This window comes from Nocardia farcinica, from assembly GCF_001182745.1.
Lineage (GTDB): Bacteria > Actinomycetota > Actinomycetes > Mycobacteriales > Mycobacteriaceae > Nocardia > Nocardia farcinica.
Genome location: NZ_LN868938.1, coordinates 1399845 through 1414540 on the forward strand (window position 1 = coordinate 1399845; position 14696 = coordinate 1414540).

The window sequence follows — 14696 nt, forward strand, 5'->3', positions numbered from 1 at the left end:
GGATCGTCAGGCATGGTGCGGACGGCTGATGCTCGTGCTGTGCTGCGTATCAGCCGCGCCCTGCGCGTGGTGTCGTGCAAAGCAAAAGCCCTCGTCGACCGGGCCGGGCGGACCGCCGAGACGGAACCGCGCCGGTGGGGGTAACCCACTGCGTCGAACCGGGGTCGGCTGGAGTCTCAACCTGCCTACAGTCTTGCACGCCGAGCGCGCAATGTCATGCCGTCGGCCGTTATGCCGGAATCGCCGAGGTCGCCCGCTGCCACGTCCGATGGTTCGCCAGTGCCCGCGCCAGATCGGCCACGAATCGCTCGTCAAGACCGTCACCGTGGGTGTCGGTGGTTATCACGCCGGTGGTCGGGTCGGCCTCGTGCACCCGCGCCGCGTCGAGGATGCCCGCGATCCGCAACAGCGAGACACCCGCACCGAACGCCGCGACCGGTTTGGCGTGCTTGAACGCCTCGAGGACGAAATGCACCGCCTCGCCGTTGCGGGTCAGCGTCTCCACTCCGGTCTGCCCGCCGGCGACCACGACGCCGTCATAGAGCACCGAGGCCACCGTCATCAGCGTGCGATCGACCGGCAGGGTGTCGCCGTCGCCGCCGTCGGCGTGCACCATGCCGCCGTGCGAGGCGATCACCTCCACGATCGCGCCGCGTTCGGTGAGCGCCGAGCGCAGCGCCCGCACCCCCGCCGCGTCCACTCCGTCGGCGGCCAGCACCGCGACCTGCCGGGTGGCGATGCCGTCCTTGGCGGTGTGGGCTTGCGAGAGGGCCGGGGAGACGAAGGCATCGGTGCCGGCCTCGGGGTCCGGCGGCGGCGCGGGCAGACCGAGCCGGCCCGCCACCCGCACGGCCAGGTCGGGGTCGATGCGCACCAGCTGGCCGAGCGTGCGCTCGCGGATCTCCACCCGCTGCACCTTGCCGAGTTCGAAGGCGAAGGCCTCCACGATGTGTTCGGCCTCCGGTGCGGACATGCTGCGCCAGAACATCCGCGGCTGCCGGTAGTACTCCCGGAAGCTCTCGGCGCGCCGGCGCTGCGCCCGGCCGTCCACCTGCCGCGGGTAGTGCTCGTAGGAGCCGTCGCCGCCCACGACGGGGCAGCCGCCGCCGATGCTGTTGACGGTGTAGCTCGCCTGCCCGCGCGGGATGGCGTGCTGGCCGTAGCCGTCCTGCTGGTGGTTGCGCACGTCGGCGACCGGGCGGTTGATCGGGATCTGGGCGAAGTTGGGGCCGCCGAGCCGGATCAGCTGGGTGTCCAGATAGGAGAAGTTGCGCAGTTGCAGCAGCGGGTCGTCGGTGAAGTCGATGCCCGGCACCAGGTTGGCGGTGTGGAAGGCGACCTGCTCGGTCTCGGCGAAGAAGTTGTCCGGGTTGCGGTCGAGCACCATCCGGCCCACCGGCAGCACGGGCACCTGTTCCTCGGGGACCAGCTTGGTGGCGTCGAGCAGGTCGAAGTCGAAGTCGAACTCCTTCTCCACCGGGATGAGCTGCACGCCCAGCTCCCACTCCGGATAGTGCCCGGCCTCGATGCAGTCCCACAGATCGCGGCGGTTGTAGTCGGGGTCGCGCCCGGCGATCTGCTGGCATTCGTCCCACACCAGCGAGTGCACCCCGAGCTTGGGCGTCCAGTGGAACTTCACGAAGGTCGGCGTGCCCGCGGCGTCGAGGAACCGGAAGGTGTGCACGCCGAAGCCCTGCATCATCCGGTAGCTGCGCGGCAGCGCCCGGTCCGACATCAGCCACATGATCGCGTGCAGGGTCTCCGGCTGCAGCGACACGAAGTCCCACAGGGTGTCGTGCGCCGAGGCGGCCTGCGGTATCTCGTTGTGCGGCTCGGGTTTCACCGCGTGCACGAAGTCGGGGAACTTGATGCCGTCCTGGATGAAGAACACCGGGAAGTTGTTGCCGACCAGGTCGTAGTTGCCCTGCGAGGTGTAGAACTTGGTCGCGAAACCGCGCACGTCGCGCACGGTGTCGGCCGAACCACGGGAACCGGCGACGGTGGAGAAGCGCACGAACACCGGGGTGCGTTCGGCGGGATCGGTCAGGAACTTCGCGACGGTGTATTCGGCCAGCCGGTCGTCGTAGGGCTGGAAGTAGCCGTAGGCACCGGCGCCGCGCGCGTGCACCACGCGTTCGGGGATGCGCTCGTGATCGAAGTGGGTGATCTTCTCCCTGGCATGGAAGTCGTCGAGCAGCGTGGGGCCGCGGGCGCCGGCCGAGAGCGCGTCGTCGGTGTGGCGCACTCGCACGCCCTGCTGGGTGGTGAGGTGGCCCTGCTCCCGGTCGACCCGGTGGGCGTCGAGCTGACGCTGCTTGCGATCCGCTCCGCCGGCGGCGTGGTCGGCGTCGGCGGCATTGTCGGGGGTGTCGGGGGTGTGCCCAGTCATCCTCACCTCTCGCGTTCTCGCAGTCCGTGCGCGTGTGTGCGGCGGCCCGGGGCGGGCCTCACTGGCGGCCTTACCCCACCGGGTCGGGCTCACACCCGTTTGGCGGCGCCCGTCGGCGGGCATATCCGCGACGAGACCGCGGATGCCTCGCTCGGTCCCCGGGCCGCGGCGGATGTGTCTGCGCGCCACTCAGTCGGCCCGATCCGTCCTTCTCGCCCGAACGGAGCATCCGTGAAGATCGCCCTGGTATCCGAGCACGCCAGCCCCCTCGCCGAACCGGGCGGACCCGAAGGCGGTCAACAGCTGCACGTCGCCGAGCTGGCGGCGGCGCTGGCGCGGCGCGGGCACTCGGTCACCGTCTACACCCGCCGCGTCGATCCGCACACCAGGACCGAGGTGCTCACCCGTCCCGGCTACCGGGTGGTGCACGTACCCGCGGGCCCGCCCGAGCCGTTGCCGCGCGACCGCACCCTGCCGCACCTGGGTGAGTTCGGCACCTTCCTGCGCAGGCACTGGCTCACCGACCGACCGCAGCTGGTGCACGCGCACTTCTGGATGTCGGCGCTGGCGGCCGAGCTGGCCGCGCGAGCCTTCGACATCCCCGTGGTGGTCACCTTCCACGCCTTGGGCACCGTCAAGCGCAGGCACCAGGGCCTCGCCGACACCAGCCCGCCCTCACGCATCCGGTTCGAGCGGCTGATCGCCACCCGCGCCCGGCACATCCTGGCCACCAGCGTGGACGAGGCGGTGGAGCTGGTGCGCATGGGCGTGCCGCGCTTCCGCATCTCGGTGGTGCCCTCGGGTGTCGATGTCACGGCGTTCACCCCGGGCGGCGCGGCCGCCGACCGCAAGGCGCGGCACCGGCTGTTGTGCGCGGGAAAGTTGCTGCCGCGCAAGGGATTCGACGTCGCGGTGCGCGCCATGCCCGAACTGCCCGGCACCGAGCTGGTGATCGCGGGCGGCGCGGTCGGCGACGACGTGGCCGACGACGCGGAAACCAAACGGTTGCGCAGGCTGGCCGCCGAATGCGGTGTGGGCGACCGGGTCCGGCTGCTCGGCCGGGTCTCGCACAGCGCCATGCCCCGGCTGTACCGCTCCGCCGACGCGGTGCTGGCCATCCCGCGCTACGAGCCGTTCGGGCTGGTGGCGCTCGAGGCGATGGCCTGCGGCAGGCCGGTCGTCGCCACCGCCGTGGGCGGCATGCTCGATGCGGTGGTCGACGGCGTGACCGGACGTTTCGTCGCCCCGGCCGCCCCCGAGACCGTCGCGCGCGCGGTACGCCCGCTGCTCGACGACGACGTGCTGCGCCGCACCTGGGGCGCGGCGGGGTGCGAGCGGGTGCGCGAGCGCTACTCCTGGGACCGGGTGGCGGAGCGGACGCTGGCGGTCTACCACCGGGCCGCACCGACCCGGGACAGCGCGCTGGCGCGCGAGCTGGTCGATCCGGCGCTCAGCCGGCGCGCCGCCCCGGCCCGCGCCACCGCCACGGCGAGATGAGCCAGGCGATCAGGAACGACACCGCCACCAGCGCGCCCGCCGCGGACCCCGCCGCCGGGTGGACGACGATGTCCACCACCAGGACCAGCGACCCGACCAGCGCGACACCCAGCAGCGCCAGGCCCGCGATCGCGCAGCGGTGGGCGGCCGCCACCACGTTGGCCAGCCGGTGCCGGCGGAACAGGATCCGATGCCACGACACCGGCGCGACCAACAGCACCGTCGCACCGAAGGCCGCGGCAACGGTGGCCAGGTAGACCGCGCGCTCACGGTCGGACAGTTCGGCGAACCCGGCTTGGAACGGCACGATCAGCAGGGCGCCGACCAGGAACTGCACCCCGGTCTGCACCACGCGCAGTTCCTGGACCAGGCTGTTCCAGTTGCGGTCCAGCCGTTCGGTTTCGGTCTCGCCCCTGGCCACCCGGTTCCAGGCGTCGTCAGGAACGCGCACGGGCGGTCTCCCGGCGATTCTCCTTCTCGATCGCCGAGATCAGCTGGTGCTTGGTCATCTTCCACCGCCCCGTGATGCCCAGCCGCCCGGCGACATCGAGCAGGTGTTTCTTGGAGGCGTTGGCGTTCACCCCGCCCGCGGTCTCGCCTTCGGCATCGGGCCCGCCGTGTTCGGCGCGCTCGTCGGAGGGCCCGCGCTGCTCCTTGGCCTCCCAGTGGTCGCCGACCTTCTCGTAGCTGTGCTTGAGCGCGCTGTAGCCGACACGGTACGCGCGCTCCTCGCTGCCGTACTCGGCCAGGGCGGCATCGTGGGCTTTGGCGAAGGTGCGCTGCGCCTTCTCCTCCGAACGCCGCAGCGTGCTGGGCAGCTCGGACTTCTTCGCCTCCCCCGTGCGGGTGGTCTTCGGCATCTCCACTGCCCCCTTTCGGATCGGGTTCACCGGCGGTTTCCCGGCACTGGCACGGCTCGCATACCCGTGCTCACCACTGATTAACCGACCTGGCGCCGGGTATCACGCCGGCATGGTCGCCACGATGGACGAATTGCTGCACGCCCTCACGCGTGCCGTGAACGCCCTGTCCGAATCCGACGTGCGGTTCGCGGTGGCGGGCGGCTGCGCGGTCTACGCCCGCGGCGGTCCCGCCTCCGACCACGACGTCGATCTGTTCGTCAAACCCGAGGACGCCTCCCGCGCCGTCCAGGTGCTCACCCGCGCCGGGCTGCGCGGCTGCGACCCCGCCGAGGACTGGCTCAAGAAGGTCTACGACCGCGACACCCTCATCGACATCATCTACCGCCCCAACTGCCGCGACGTCACCGACGAGCTGCTCGACCGGGCCGAGACGATGCGGATCGGTCCCGCGGTCGCGCCGGTGGTCAGCGCCACCGACCTGATGGTGGACAAGCTGCTGGTCTTCGACGCCCATCGGCTGGATCTGAGCCCGCTGCTGCACATCGCCCGCGATCTGCGCGAGCAGGTCGACTGGCCGCAGGTGCGCGCGGAGACGATCCACTCCCCCTACGCGAAGGCCTTCCTCGGGCTGATCGACGATCTCGGCATCGCCGACACGCGCGCCGACATGAAGAAAGCCGGGTGAGAACCGATGGACAAGCCGCAGTACCAGGTCGCCCACCTGCGCCGGGCCCTCGCCGAGGATCCGCGCACCGCGGAACTGGGTGTGCAGGTCACCATCCGCGGCGATGTCGTCGTCCTGGACGGCGAGGTGGCCAGCGAGGCGCTCAAGGAACAGATGACGGCGGTGGTGCGCGAACAGCTGCCGCAGCTGCGCGTCCACAACGACGTGCGGGTGGTGCATCCCGCCGCACCGGCGGGCGCCGAACACCTGTCGACCCCCGAAAGGAGTTGAGCCGCATGCGCATCGCCGCGGTTGGAGACGTCCATCTCGGCACCGATTCCGGCGGGCAGTTGCGCCCGGTGCTGCGCGAACTGCCGTTGCGGGCCGACGTCCTGCTGCTCGCCGGCGACCTCACCCGGCACGGCACCGTCGCCGAGGCCAGGGTGGTGGCCGAGGAGTTCGCCGATCTCGGAGTGCCCGTGCTGGCGGTGCTGGGCAACCACGACCACCACAGCGACGCGCAGGACGAGATCGCCGCGCTGCTCACCGACCACGGCATCACGGTGCTCGAGGGAACGGCCGCCACCGTCGAGATCGAGGGGCGCACCCTCGGTGTCGCGGGCACCAAGGGCTTCGGCGGCGGGTTCGCCGGCAAGTGCGCCAGCGTCTTCGGTGAGCGGATCATGCGCGAATTCGCCCAGCACACCTGCGATCTGGCGGAATCGCTGCGGGCGGTGCTGCGCGAGCTGCGCACCGATGTCACCGTCGTCCTCACCCACTACTCCCCCGTCAGCGACACCCTGCACGGCGAGCCGCGCGAGATCTATCCGTTCCTCGGCTCCTATCTGCTCGGTGAGGTGATCGACGAGTTCGATGTCGACCTCGCGCTGCACGGGCACGCCCATGCCGGGACCGAGCGCGGCACCACCCCCGGCGGCATCCGCGTCCGCAACGTGGCCGAGCCGGTGATCCGGTCCGCCTACGCCATCTACGAACTCGAGCCCGCCCGCACCCGCGTGGGGCTGTGAGCCACGCCGCCGTCCCGGTCGATTGGCCGGAAGAGCCACGGGTATCCCCGAAGCGGCACCCGTGACGAGGTGGACTCGAAAGGAGACCATGATGAGTGCCCAGAGCCATTCCCCCCAGCACGGGGACTTCCCCGACCACGCCAGGACGATGCGATCGCACGCGGGCGAAGCCATCGAGGACACCCGCAACTGGCCGGGCATGATCCTGGTCGGACTCGGCATCGTGACCGTCGGCCTGACGCTGGTCGCGGCCGGTTACGGCTTCGAGGGCTGGGCGATCATCGGCGGCATCGCCGCAGCCCTGTTCCTGATCATCGGGGCGGTGCTGATCCTCGCCGAGCACCGCAGGCTCCAGAAGCTCTCCGACCGGAATTCGGGTTTCGACGACCGGGGTCACTGACCCCGCCGCACACCGGCCGCGCCGGTGCCGAGAGGAAGAACTGAACATGACAGCCCCGAGCCCGCGCAGGCGGGCCTTCTCGGCGTTGCCCCTCGCCGCGGCGTGTGCGCTGCTGGCCGCCTGCGGCAACGCCCTAGAGACCGACCAGCCCGCGGTGCCCGCGACGCCGACCGATCCCGGTTTCGAAATGACCATCGCCCCGCCGTCGAGCTCGGTCACCGACGTTCCCGACCCCGACCGGATCTCTCCGGAAGCCGCCACCGCGCTGTGCGACACGATCCGCGCCGACCTGGACAGCTGGCGCGATCAGGGCTCGATCATCGCGCGGGTGAGCTTCAACGGCGCCGTGCACAACTGGGCGGTCCGCAACGGCGGACTCAACGACGCGGTGGTGCGCGACCGCTCCGTGGTCGACACCGCCACGACCACCCAGTGTCCGGATGTCCGCGACCGCGCACTCGAGGTGCTCGACGTCCCCGACCTGGCCGCCGCGCTGGCCGGGTTCTGAAGCCATGACACACAGGAAGCGAGAGATCCGATGAGAGCACCGCGGAACACCGTCGCGGCACTGCTGGCCGCCGCCGCCCTCGCCGCCTTCGGCACGGCGTGCGACGAGGCCGAGAAGGCGGTCAACAAGGGCGGAGACACTCCGTGCAGCGAGTTCACCGCCCAGGACGCCGACAAGAAGCGCACCACGGTGACGAAGTTCCTCGAGGAGGAACGCGGCGAAGCGCCCGCCGATCAGAACACCCTGGATCTGGCCATCGCCGCCATCGACCTGATGTGCAGCGCCCAGGCCGACCCGGACACCCCGATCCACCAGGCGGACCTGACCGGCGTGCTGGTGCCCAAGTAGCCGCCCGTGATTGCGTCGGCCGCGTTTCGCGGCCACCGCAACGGATATGCCCCCTGCATGACGTCACTGTGGTTGAACGACGCGGAGGTTCCCGCGCGGTTGCGCCTCACCGCCGGTGCCCGATACGACACCCTCGTCGTCGGCGCCGGACTGGTGGGGCTGACGACGGCGCTGCTGCTGGCGCAGAGCGGACGCGAGGTCGCCGTCCTCGAGGCCAGGCGGGTGGGCGCGGGCACCACCGGCGCCTCGACCGCGAAAGTCTCGCTCCTGCAAGGCACCAGGGGCAGCACCATCGCCCAGCGCCACGGCACGGCGACGCTGTCCCGGTACGTCGCCGCCAACCGCGACGGCCTGGACTGGCTGCTGCACTTCTGCGCCGACCACGACATCGACGTCCAACGGGTGCCCGCATACACCTACGCGCAGGACGAATCCGAATTGTCCTCGGTGCGAGCGGAGTTCGAGGCGACCCGCGCGGTCGGCCTGCCCACCGAGCTGGTGGACGAGCTGGACGTGCCCTTTCCCGCGCACGGCGCCGTCCGGCTGGCCGAGCAGGCACAGCTGGACCCCATGGCCGTGCTGGCGGCGCTCGCGGCCGAGGTCGAGGCGCACGGCGCGCCCATCTACGAGTCCACGCGCGCGCAGGCATTGCGCCACGACGGCGGGCAGATCGTGGTGCGCACCGAGCACGGCGACGTCTCGGCCACGAACGTGGTGGTGGCCACCGGCACCCCGATCTTCGACCGCGGCGGGTTCTTCGCCCGGCTCACCGCGCAGCGCTCCTATCTGGCGGCGTTCCGCGTGCCGGGGCCGGTGCCGCACGAGATGTACATCAGCGCCGGTCAGCCCAGCCGCTCGCTGCGCTACCACCCCACCGCCGACGGTGATCTGCTGCTCGTGGGCGGCAGCGGCCACGAGGTCGGCCGCACCCGCTCCGAGGCCGCGCATGTCGAGCAGGTGCTGGACTGGACGCGGCGGTGGTTCCCCGGCGCCGAACCGCTGTACCGCTGGTCGGCGCAGGACTATCACCCGGTCAGCGAACTCCCGTACGTCGGGCCGTTGCTGCCCGGCCAGGACGGCGTGCTGGTGGCCAGCGGCTTCGCCAAGTGGGGCATGACCAACGGGGCGGCCGCGGCGCTGGCGCTGGCCGGGCGGCTGACCGGCAAGACACCGGCCTGGGCGGGGACGCTGGCCACCTGGCAGCCTGGTGAGCTGAAGTCGCTCGGCTCCGGCGTGCAGGTCAATGCCGCCGTCGCGCAACACATGTCGACCGGCTGGCTGCGATTGCTCGGCAACTCGGGCACGACCGTGCCGCCGGAGGGCTGCGGCCGGGTCGAACGGCACGGCCTGCACCCCACCGCGGTGTCGACGGTCGACGGGGTCACCCACGAGGTGTCGGCGGTGTGCTCGCACCTCTACGGCATCGTGCACTGGAACGACGCGGAACGCAGCTGGGACTGCCCGCTGCACGGTTCGCGGTTCGCCCCCGACGGCAGCGTGCTGGAGGGCCCGGCCACCAAACCGCTGCCGACCCGCCGCAGCCCGCTGCCGGCGAGCCCGGCCACCGAGAACCTCGGCTCCTGACCCCGGCCGCTAGGAGACCGGCGCGAGCGCGATGGTGATGTTGTCGTTGCCGCCGCTGCGCACCGCGAAATCGGCGAGATCGCGCGCGGCGGCCATGGGATCGGGCGCGGCGGCCAGCGCGGCCAGCCCGTCCGGCTCGGGGCGGTAGTTCCACAGCCCGTCGCTGCACAGCAGCAACCGGCCCGGCCCCACCGCACGGAAAGTCCGCACCGCGTTCTCCGACCACGGGTTCTCGTCGGAATCCGCCCCGAGCCAGCGCAGCAGGGTGTGCGCGCGCGGGTCGTTCATCGCGGCCTGCTCGTCCATCGCGCCCGCGTCGACCAGGGCCTGCGCCCAGGAGTCGTCGACGGTGAGCCGCTGGGACGGCATGAAGCCGGGATCGTCGCGGAACGGCTCGGCGGCAAGCCAATACGCCCGGCTGTCACCCACGTTGGCGACGGTGACGTCCACGGCGCCGCCTCCGGCGCCGCGCACGACGGCCGAGACGTAGGTGCACGACGGTGCGTGCAGATCGTCGGTGGCGATGGCGCGCACCGCGTCGGCGGCCGCGGCGAGTCCGGCCTGTGCCGCGTCCGGCGCCGTCGCCCCCTGGCGCAGTGCCGCCAGGCAGGCCTGTACCCCGGCCCGCACCGCGGTGCCGGAGGCGGCCTGCGGATTGGCCGAGGTGGACACCCCGTCACAGACCACGATCACGGTGGTGTGCGGGCCGTGCTCGCCCTCGAGCACGGCCGCCGCGACCGCGTCCTCGTTGCGCGCGTGCGCGATTCCGCGATCGGTCACCACGCACACCGCCCCCAGATCGGCCTCGAACCGGTCGGCGGCGGCGCCCGGCACCGGCAGCGCGACGTACTTGCCGTCGAGGTCGGCGCCGCAGCCAGGACACCGGGGTCCGCTCACCTCGGCGTCGCAGTCGGGGCAGCGCGGGCCGCTGTGCCGGACCGGCCGGGTGGCCGGGTCGTGTCCCGCGGGCAGGCCGGAACTCTCGGCGGTGATCTCGACGGTCGGGGCCTCGGCGGGCCGTGGCGTCGCGCCGGGCGCGCGGTGTTCGACGGGCTCGGTGGGCACGTCGGCGGGATCCTTGGGCAGATCGGGATTCACAGGGTGGTCCTCGAACGGATGTCGGTGGCACGGCCGACCGGCAGGTCGGGCCTCCAGCGTTCCAGACCGGCGGCCCCGTCGCCCCACTTCGCCCCCTGACCGCATCGCGGCGTGTCGCCCCGCACCCAGTCCCCCTTCGTCGTCGGCCGGCGCAGTTCTCGCCTGGATGCTACCTACGGCAGCGGGGCATCGCGCTCGCGGCCGGACTCGCGCAGCACGCCCGGCTTGTCCACGTAATGCTGCATGGCCCAGTTCAGCCCGCGCATGGCCAGGGTGTAGGCGGGCGGGAAGTACCGTTGCGCCCAGTGGCCGACGCGGATGTCGTGGGAGGTGTAGACGAGGTAGCGGTTGCGCTCCACCCCGCGCACGATCGATGCCGCCGCCGCCTCGGGCGTCACCGCGTGGCGCAGGAACAGCTTCATCCCCTTCTGCACGGCCTCGGCCTCCCGGTCGACCCCGGCGATCTCCACCCGGTTCACCATCGGGGTGCGCATCGCCCCCGGGCACACCAGGCTGACCCCGATCCGGTGCCGGCGCAGGTCGAAGCGCAGCACCTCCGAGACACCGCGCAGACCGAACTTGCCCGCACTGTAGGGCGCGTGCCACGGCAGCCCGAACAGGCCGGCCGCCGAGGCGACGTTCACCAGGTGCCCGCCGCGGCCCGCGGCGATCATCGGCGGCAGGAACTCCTCGATGACGTGGATCGGCCCCATCAGGTCGATGTCGACGGTGCGGCGCCACTGCCGGTGGGTGAGCCGGTCGACCGTGCCCCAGGTGGCGATGCCCGCGACGTTCATGACGATGTCGACGCTGCCGAGCCGGGCGTGGGTCTGCTCGGCCAGCGCGACGACGGCGTCGTGGTCGCTCACGTCGAGCGCTTCGGCCAGATGCACGGTGGCGCCGCCGTCGCGCAGCTCCGCGGCGGTACGCTCGAGTCCTGGGCCGTCGATGTCGGTGAGTACCAGCGAGGCGCCCTTGGCCGCGACCGCCTGCGCGGTACTGCGGCCGAGCCCGCTGGCGGCGCCGGTGATCAGGCAGCTCTTGCCGTCGAACTTGGTCATGCCACGACCCTAGTGTTCACGAACATTGTTGTCTATGAATCGTTGTCCCCGAGCTCTTTCCGGGCCGGTCAGCAGCCCGATCCAGCGTCGGGTGTCGGCCGGGTCGATGACGTCGTCGAGTTCGAGCACGGTGGCCGCCGTGAGCGCCTTACCGTTGGCGTAGGCCGCCGCGACGAGGGCGTCGAACGCCTCGGCTCGCTCGTCCGGGTCGGCGATGGCGGCCAGTTCCTTAGCGAACCCGAGCCGCACCGCCCCCTCGAGGCCCATCCCGCCGATCTCGCCGGTCGGCCACGCCACCACGAACCGCGGCGCGCGGAACGAACCCGCCGCCATCGCCTGCGCGCCCAGCCCGTAGCCCTTGCGCAGGATGATCGTGCCCCACGGCACCCGCATGTTCGCCGCGTCGACGAACAGCCTGCTGAACTTGGTCACCGTCGCGTGCTTCTCCGCGTCCGGGCCGACCATGAACCCCGGTGTGTCGCAGAGTGCCACGATCGGTAGCCCGTGCGCGTCGCAGAGCCGCAGGAACGCACTGAGCTTGTCTGCGGCCGGCGCGTCGATCGCCCCGCCGAGATGGTGGCAGTCGTTGGCCACGAGACCGTAGGGCTTCCCCTCCACCCGCACCAGCGCGGTCACCACGCCCACACCCCAGTCGCGGCGCAGTTCCAGCACCGAGCCCACGTCGACGACCGCCTCGATCGCGGCGCGGATGTCGAAGGCGCGCAAGCGGTTCTCCGGGACGACGTGCCGGGCCAGCCGCGGATCGGGCGCCTGCCACTGCTTGTCGGCGCCCTGGAAGTAGGCCAGGTAGCGGCGGGCGATGTCGACCGCCTCGGCCTCGTCGGCGGCGACCACGTGGACCACGCCGTTGCGCCGCTGGACCTCGATCGGCCCGATGTCCTCGGGGCGGAACACGCCGAGTCCGCCGCCCTCGATCATCGCGGGCCCGCCCATGCCGATGTTGGCGTCGGGGGTGGCGATCACGACGTCGCACATGCCGAGCAGCGCGGCGTTGCCCGCGAAGCAGCGCCCGGAGACGATGCCGATCAACGGCACCCGCCCCGACAGCGCACCCATCGCGCGGAAGGTGGTGACGTCCAGGCCGGAGATCCCCGGGTAGTCGGTGTCACCGGGCCGCCCGCCGCCACCCTCGGTGAAGAACACCACGGGCAGCCGCTGCTCGTGCGCCAGCTCCAGCATCCGGTCGGTCTTGGCGTGATTGCGCATGCCCTGGGTGCCCGCGAGCACGGTGTAGTCGTAGGACAGCACCACCGTGCGCGTCGCGTCGGGGCCGAAACGATCGGCGTTGACGGTGGCGACGCCGCCGATCAAGCCGTCGGCGGGGGTGTTGGCGATCAGGTCCTCCTGGCTGCGGCGCAGCCGTTGCGCGGCGACCGCGAGCGCACCGTATTCGACGAAGCTGCCCGCGTCGACGAGGTCGTCGATGTTCCGGCGGGCGGTGCGCCTGCCCAGCCGGTGCCGTTTGGCGACCGCGTCCGGCCGCGCCTCGTCCAGGACGCCGCGGTGACGCTCCAGGACCTCGGCCAGGTCGGGCCGGATGGCGTCGAGGTCGACGGTGGCGCGCTCGGTGTCCTCGCCGTCGTGCTCGGCGGGCGCCCACACCAGCAGCGCGGTGTGCGGGTCCACCACGTCGCCGGGCGCGACCAGGTGACGCAGCACCCGCAGCGGCCGCTCGGCGCGCAACACGTGCTGCATCTTCATCGCCTCCAGCACCGCCACCTCGGCACCGGCCGCCACGACGGCGCCGGTGTCGGCGAGGGCGACGACGGTGGCGCCCATCGGCGTGGCCAACGCCTGCTCGTCGGGCCCGAGCTCCGGCCCGGTGCGATCGGGCCCGGACCCGTCGGGCACGGACTCCGGTGGGACCACCGGCGCGAGTTCGGCCGCGGCGGCGAGGATGCCGTCGACGTGCCGCTCGAACCAGCCGGTGTCGACCGGACCGGCCTCGGCGAGGGCGTCGAGGATCGCGCGCAACACCGCGACGTTGGTGTCCACTCCGACGACGACGGTCTCGGCGAGCGCGTCGGCGCACCGGCGCACGGCCGCGGCGTGGGTGTCGGCGCGGGCGATCACCTTGGCCAGCAGCGAATCGAACTGCACCGTGTGCCGCAGGCCCGCGAACACCGCGGTGTCGACCCGGACGCCCGCGCCCGTCGGCGCGTCGAAGCGGGTGACGATGCCCGACCCGGGCAGCACGTCCCCGCCCGCGGTCATGGTCTCGGCGTTCACCCGCGCCTGCACGGCGTGCCCGCGCGGGGTGGTGTCGGGCAGCGCCAGTTCGGCCAGCGTCCGGCCGCGGGCCAGCGCGAACTGGATGCCCACCAGGTCGAGTCCGGTGACCTCCTCGGTGACGGTGTGCTCGACCTGCAGGCGCGGATTCACCTCGAGGAACCACGCTTCGGCCCCGCGGACCAGGAACTCCACCGTGATCACCCCGCGGCAGCCCACCGATTCGGCGAGCGCGGCCGCCGCGCGGTGCAACCGTTCGCGCACGGTCTCGGCCAGCTCCGGCGCGGGCGCGATCTCCACCAGCTTCTGGCGGCGCCGCTGCACGCTGCAATCGCGGTCGCCCACCGCCCGCGCGTGCACGCCGTCGGCGACGACCTGGATCTCGATGTGCCGGGCCCCGTCGACCAGCGCCTCGGCGAACACCCGGTCGTCGCCGAAGGCGGCGTTCGCCTCGGCCCGGCACTGGGCGTAGGCGTCGGCGAGTTCGTCCGGGTCCCGGACCGCGCGCATCCCGCGGCCACCGCCTCCGGCGGCCGCCTTGATCATCACACCGTCGGGATGCTCGGAAAGCAGCGCGGCCACGGCCGTCGCGTCCGCGCCCACCGGGGTGCCCGGCGGCACCGGCACCCCGGCACGTTCGGCGGCGGCGCGGGCGGCGACCTTGTCGCCGAAGGTGGCCAGCACCCGCGGATCCGGGCCGACGAAGACGAGCCCGGCCGCGGCGCAGGCCCTGGCGAACTCGGCGTTCTCGCTGAGGAATCCGTAGCCCGGGTGCACCAGCGCGCCCGCACCGGCGGTGCGGGCCGCGGCCACGACCGCGGGGATGTCCAGGTAGGCCGCCGCCCCCTCCCCCGGCAGTTCGACCGCGTCGTCGGCCAGTCGCACCGGCAGGGTCGCGGCTTCGGCGGGGGTGTGCACCACCAGCGTTCGATACCCGTGGGCCCGGGCGGCCCGCACGATCCGGACCGCGATCTCGCCTCTGTTCACCACGACCACACGCATGGGG

General features: G+C 72.3%; 14 protein-coding genes. 8 read left to right on the plus strand and 6 right to left on the minus strand.

Going from position 1 to position 14696, the window contains the following annotated elements:
* Positions 1 to 229: 229 nt before the first annotated feature.
* Positions 230 to 2389: a catalase gene (locus AMO33_RS06790; RefSeq protein ID WP_060591348.1), complete on the minus strand. Its 2160-nt coding sequence runs from the start codon at positions 2387 to 2389 to the stop codon at positions 230 to 232.
* 231 nt (positions 2390 to 2620) lie between these two features.
* On the opposite strand from AMO33_RS06790, the gene AMO33_RS06795 reads away from it, so the two are divergent.
* Positions 2621 to 3886 (plus strand): glycosyltransferase, encoded by a 1266-nt coding sequence (locus tag AMO33_RS06795; protein ID WP_011209238.1) that lies wholly within the window; start codon positions 2621 to 2623, stop codon positions 3884 to 3886.
* Here AMO33_RS06795 and AMO33_RS06800 read toward each other — a convergent pair.
* Together AMO33_RS06800 and AMO33_RS06805 are read right to left on the minus strand one after the other, a co-directional pair.
* On the minus strand, positions 3840 to 4337 hold the full coding sequence (locus AMO33_RS06800) for a DUF6328 family protein (protein ID WP_011209237.1): 498 nt from the start codon (positions 4335 to 4337) through the stop codon (positions 3840 to 3842). The genes AMO33_RS06795 and AMO33_RS06800 overlap by 47 nt on opposite strands.
* The gene (locus tag AMO33_RS06805) at positions 4324 to 4746 is read right to left on the minus strand and encodes a ChaB family protein (protein ID WP_041560979.1); all 423 of its coding nucleotides are present in this window, start codon (positions 4744 to 4746) and stop codon (positions 4324 to 4326) included. The genes AMO33_RS06800 and AMO33_RS06805 overlap by 14 nt, the downstream gene beginning before the upstream one ends.
* Positions 4747 to 4858: 112 nt before the next feature.
* Between AMO33_RS06805 and AMO33_RS06810 the strand changes: the two genes are divergently transcribed.
* The 7 genes from AMO33_RS06810 (at position 4859) to AMO33_RS06840 (ending at position 9281) form a co-directional block, all read left to right on the plus strand.
* On the plus strand, positions 4859 to 5434 hold the full coding sequence (locus AMO33_RS06810; RefSeq protein ID WP_011209235.1) for a nucleotidyltransferase family protein: 576 nt from the start codon (positions 4859 to 4861) through the stop codon (positions 5432 to 5434).
* Between the two features lie 6 nt (positions 5435 to 5440).
* Positions 5441 to 5704: a BON domain-containing protein gene (locus AMO33_RS32940; protein WP_060591350.1), complete on the plus strand. Its 264-nt coding sequence runs from the start codon at positions 5441 to 5443 to the stop codon at positions 5702 to 5704.
* A 5-nt stretch (positions 5705 to 5709) separates the two neighbouring features.
* Positions 5710 to 6441, plus strand: a complete 732-nt coding sequence (locus AMO33_RS06820) for a metallophosphoesterase family protein (protein WP_060591352.1) — start codon at positions 5710 to 5712, stop codon at positions 6439 to 6441.
* Between the two features lie 88 nt (positions 6442 to 6529).
* Positions 6530 to 6841, plus strand: coding sequence for a hypothetical protein (locus AMO33_RS06825; protein ID WP_060591355.1), 312 nt, complete (start codon positions 6530 to 6532; stop codon positions 6839 to 6841).
* A gap of 46 nt (positions 6842 to 6887) precedes the next feature.
* Positions 6888 to 7349 (plus strand): hypothetical protein, encoded by a 462-nt coding sequence (locus tag AMO33_RS06830; RefSeq protein WP_060591358.1) that lies wholly within the window; start codon positions 6888 to 6890, stop codon positions 7347 to 7349.
* Positions 7350 to 7379: 30 nt separating this feature from the next.
* Positions 7380 to 7697 carry a hypothetical protein gene (locus tag AMO33_RS06835; protein ID WP_060591361.1) on the plus strand — a complete coding sequence of 106 codons (318 nt, stop codon included), beginning with the start codon at positions 7380 to 7382 and terminating at the stop codon, positions 7695 to 7697.
* Between the two features lie 57 nt (positions 7698 to 7754).
* Entirely contained in the window at positions 7755 to 9281 is a 1527-nt protein-coding gene (locus AMO33_RS06840) for an FAD-dependent oxidoreductase (RefSeq protein WP_060591364.1), read from the plus strand.
* A gap of 9 nt (positions 9282 to 9290) precedes the next feature.
* On the opposite strand, the gene AMO33_RS06845 is transcribed toward AMO33_RS06840, so the two are convergent.
* The 3 genes from AMO33_RS06845 to AMO33_RS06855 all read right to left on the minus strand — a co-directional run bounded on the left by AMO33_RS06845 (position 9291) and on the right by AMO33_RS06855 (position 14692).
* The gene (locus AMO33_RS06845) at positions 9291 to 10379 is read right to left on the minus strand and encodes a PP2C family protein-serine/threonine phosphatase (RefSeq protein WP_060591367.1); all 1089 of its coding nucleotides are present in this window, start codon (positions 10377 to 10379) and stop codon (positions 9291 to 9293) included.
* A gap of 173 nt (positions 10380 to 10552) precedes the next feature.
* Positions 10553 to 11440, minus strand: coding sequence for an SDR family oxidoreductase (locus AMO33_RS06850; RefSeq protein ID WP_011209227.1), 888 nt, complete (start codon positions 11438 to 11440; stop codon positions 10553 to 10555).
* 9 nt (positions 11441 to 11449) lie between these two features.
* A complete protein-coding gene (locus AMO33_RS06855; protein WP_060593333.1) occupies positions 11450 to 14692 on the minus strand; it encodes a carboxyl transferase domain-containing protein in 3243 nt (1080 codons plus the stop codon).
* Positions 14693 to 14696 lie beyond the last annotated feature (4 nt).